This is a genomic window from Methanobrevibacter sp., assembly GCF_017427765.1.
Classification (GTDB): Archaea; Methanobacteriota; Methanobacteria; order Methanobacteriales; family Methanobacteriaceae; genus Methanocatella.
On the sequence record NZ_JAFRSC010000041.1, the window covers coordinates 1 to 4,091 of the forward strand.

The window sequence follows — 4,091 nt, forward strand, 5'->3', positions numbered from 1 at the left end:
CGCACTAATTCTTTCAATTCTGTCTTGATTGCCGCCTCATTCAGGTGTATAATCTTCTCGGACATAGTTTGTTTGCTCCTTTCGAATGTTTGTGTCGTAACTTCATTCTACCAGAGTTTGCAAACTATGTCTATTTCTATCTTTTTTCGAATTTGCGCAATTTATTGTACCTTATCTAGCCATGCTTATGTGCTGCTTGATCCTGCTGTGATTAAGCAAGCACGGCAAATGGATTTGGTCTGACAAACAGAAATTTCATATAAGTCCGTATGGAGCGGACGCTTCTGCAAAATAAGAAGAAGTCCGAAGCTATCTACCTAAGCTCTGTTGTGACAAATTTGATCAAAGAAAACCCCAAGTACAAAGCCGCGACGGAACGGGTCGAGAGTATCTACCGCGCATATTGCAATAATGGCGGTTCTGTATACGGAAAAGCGTGTGCGCTGACCGCTCAAGAATGTAATGCTTTTAACAAGGTCGTGGAGTTTTGGAGTAAACTCATCGGATATGGAGCAGGAAGTAACCTCCTTCAGAGGCTGGTACGACAGCGTGGACTATCTCAAAAGGCAAGAATTTTATAACCAAGATCGGCGACATTGGATATGAGTTGACGCTGCTTTTACATAGTTATAGTGGTGGAAAAATTCACAAATATGTGATATGATTTTAAAAAATATATGGAGATGATACAAATGAAAATATTTATTAGTCATTCTAGTAAGGATGAAGACTCATATATTGAGCTTGCTAATAGTTTGCGGGAACAGGGACACACCGTTTTTAACGCAGTTGATATTAATATAGGAGAGAATTGGGTTGAAAAAGTAAAAAAGGCCTTAAATGAATCTGATATTCTTATTGCCATTATTACGGATAACTTTTTGGATTCATCGTGGGCACAGGCTGAATTAAGTTCTGCAGTATTTGGTGCAACTAACATGAGAATACTGCCAGTTGTTGTAGGCGATGTGTTTGTACCGAGCTTTTTAGCGGGATTCCTATATAGGAAAGTTAAAACCAAAGGAGAAATTACTGCCGCAGTGTTAAGCGAAATTGCGCAGTTAGATAATGCCGAAGATAACTATACACTTTTTCAAAAAAGCGAACCCATTAGCCGTGAAGAAAATAATATCGAAGAAAAAATAGGTTTATTGAAGAAAGCGTTAATCGATAATCAGTTGACTTTAGTATGTGGTGCTGGTGTATCAAGAGATTCATCAATACCTACTTGGAATGAGCTCTTAGTTAGCATTCTTAATGAGGTCTATTCCAATGGCCGTGATTTGAATACAGAAAATAAAGTTACAGCGGAATCTTTGCTTTCGCTTATGCCACAATCAAATTTAATTCTGGGAAAATATTTGAAAATTATATTAAAGGATGATTTTAACAAAATCCTTCAAAAGCATCTTTATTTATATCATAATCAATTTTATGAATTTGAACCTATTAACCCAAATTTGGAAACAAATATGATGAAAGCAATAGTTGAGCTTTCTCGCCCCAAAAGAAAGGGAAAACAATTAGAATCAATAATTACTTTTAATTTTGATGATTTAATAGAAGGGGCTTTGTCAAAGCATAACATTGAACATACCTCAATATGGAAAGAAGGTCAAGAATATGAGGTAGATGCATTACCAATTTTCCATGTACATGGTTTTTTACCAAATAAGAGGGATATTGGAGAACCCAATCTGGTTTTTAGTGAAGAATCGTACCATTCTCAGTTTATTGACCCGTATAGTTGGTCTAATTTAATACAGTTAAATACATTTTCTACAAATATATGTTTATTTGTGGGGCTAAGCTTATCTGATCCAAATTTAAGAAGGTTATTGGATATATCTTGGCGAAGAAATCAGAGATGTAAACACTATATTATTATGAAAAAAACACCCCCAAAAAGTAGAACTGCTGAAATTTCTACAATGCTTTTTGAACAAGATGCAAATTCACTTGGATTGAATGTAATTTGGTGTTCTGATTTTTCAGAGATACCTGATATATTATTGAAAATAGCAAAGTGATTATAATTTCTACAAAAGATTCAATTTTGAGCTTGGAGGTTTGCAGATGTCTGATGAAGTATTTAATATATTTTCTGCTATTGGAATAGGACTGACTTTTTTAGCATCAATAGCTGCAGTAATTGTTTCTATTATATCATTGCGATATTCAAATAAAGCTGCTAAACGATCAGGATATTTAAGTACAATTACTGCGAGCCGTGATAAATGGTCAAATTCATTAAGAGAAAGTGCTTCTTTGTATTTTACTCAAATCACACGAATATGCAGCGGTCAAGAAGAAAACTTAAAAGAAATCTATAATGAACTAACACATTATCATTTTGCAGTTACTCTGCTGTTATTTGAGCATGATAAAGAAATTCATGATAATATGAGTGCAATTAGAAGTAATGCGTTTGAAATTGTAAAACAAAATAATATTATCTTATCAGAATATAAAAAGCGTAGAAAGTTATTTTCTAAAAGTGCAGGTATAGAGGATAACAATGTAATACATCAAGCGCAGCAAAAAATAAATGAGTTACGTGATTCGATTTTGAATGAACATCAAGGAAAAATCTTTTATGAAATTAGAAGATTACTTGAAGCGGAATGGCGCAAACAACAGTATGAAGCAACAGATATGTGGAAAGAAAAAACACGAAAGAAGGAGTAGAGAATGTCTACCTATCGTCTGCTAAATTATAATAAAGGAGATTCGGTTGCAACAGGATTATATCGTCCTAAAACAACTGCTATTTTATTCGACAAAATTTGGATACCAAGTGATTTCAGGCATTCACAATATGGGCAGACATTAGGATATGATAAAATCCCATTAAGTGTATGTGTTATTGAAGAAATTGAAGAGAGCATAAGAAGTGTTAATCAGATCAACTTGATGCGGAATGCACTTTTTGAAGGAAAGAAAATCTCCGATGTTGATTTCAAAGGTGCTGAAATTGATGGGTTAAGGATTATGCCATATGTTGGTCAAAATCGCCCATTTTATACTGTTGAAGAAGATGTTTTAGGTCTTGAGTTTCTATTCAGTGGTTCGAGAAATATTGGTTTAAAACATGTTGTTAATAGTTTTAAACGTATTTATAATATTGAAATTGTACCGATTTATCTTGGGCATACAGCATTTGAAGAAAGTCTTTTAGGCCGTGATGATGAAATGGCACAATTCCAATTACAACGGTATAAACACAATCTAGGAATTAATTCAGTCTTTCAGTTTGACTTATTCCCTATTCCAAATTTATCGGAATTTGAAAAGCAAACGACACATAGTGCATACGAAGTGTGTCTATCTAATATGCCTGTAATTGTTGAAGAAAGGCTAAAATGGAGGCAAGTATTAGAAATAAGAAAAGATACTAAATCTATTGATAAGATACGCCGTTTTAGAAGATGGGTAGATTTAGAATTAGATGGAAAATCCAGAGATGAGATAATTGAATCCCTTGAAAAAGCTATTGATGATTACAAATATGCACTTAAAAAACATGGGATTATGACCGCAATTGGTGGATTGACGACAATATTATCTACATCTTCTACGGTTGTTGATGCTTTTTCAGGAGATTTTCCTGCTCAGGTGGTAGCGGGGCTTGCTATTTCAGGAGGATTGATAACATATACAGCAACACAGTTAAGTGATTATTTCGAAAAGAAACGTGAGCCGATTGCTTTAATTTATGAATTGGAGAATAATAGTTTATCATTTGCAGAAAAAATCAAAAGCAGGATAAAGCGTTGATACTGAAATAGACAAATTTATATATCATATAAATACCCGTCAAATCTGCAACTAAAACATAGGAGTTTACATAGCCGAGTGGTTTTCACTTAACGAAAATCACTCGGCTTTTTCTATTTCGGGAGGTGATGTGATTGAAATGAGAAGTAGCAGAGGTTATGGGTAGTGTCAAGGGTAGTGTCAAGTATTATGCGCAAATTAGTTTGCAGAAACTGATAGCAACGAAGCAATCCTGATATAATCGGGAGGGCGGTAGCCCTCTTGTCATCCACACAGTGGGCCGGGAGATCGGGGTCAAGGACGGCGAAGCCGCA

5 protein-coding genes are annotated in these 4,091 nt (G+C 34.7%); 4 read left to right on the forward strand and 1 reads right to left on the reverse strand.

The window, feature by feature from the left end:
- Positions 1–269: 269 nt before the first annotated feature.
- The 4 genes from IJL02_RS11680 to IJL02_RS11695 all read left to right on the forward strand — a co-directional run bounded on the left by IJL02_RS11680 (position 270) and on the right by IJL02_RS11695 (position 3,777).
- Positions 270–581, forward strand: coding sequence for a DUF6664 family protein (locus IJL02_RS11680; protein ID WP_292816643.1), 312 nt, complete (start codon positions 270–272; stop codon positions 579–581).
- A gap of 111 nt (positions 582–692) precedes the next feature.
- On the forward strand, positions 693–2,030 hold the full coding sequence (locus IJL02_RS11685) for a TIR domain-containing protein (RefSeq protein WP_292816644.1): 1,338 nt from the start codon (positions 693–695) through the stop codon (positions 2,028–2,030).
- Between the two features lie 46 nt (positions 2,031–2,076).
- The gene (locus IJL02_RS11690) at positions 2,077–2,688 is read left to right on the forward strand and encodes a hypothetical protein (RefSeq protein ID WP_292816646.1); all 612 of its coding nucleotides are present in this window, start codon (positions 2,077–2,079) and stop codon (positions 2,686–2,688) included.
- A gap of 3 nt (positions 2,689–2,691) precedes the next feature.
- Positions 2,692–3,777 (forward strand): hypothetical protein, encoded by a 1,086-nt coding sequence (locus tag IJL02_RS11695; RefSeq protein ID WP_292816648.1) that lies wholly within the window; start codon positions 2,692–2,694, stop codon positions 3,775–3,777.
- 113 nt (positions 3,778–3,890) lie between these two features.
- Here the strand turns inward: IJL02_RS11695 and IJL02_RS11700 are convergent.
- The coding region (locus tag IJL02_RS11700) for a hypothetical protein (protein ID WP_292816650.1) at positions 3,891–4,091 on the reverse strand (201 nt) is incomplete at its 5' end.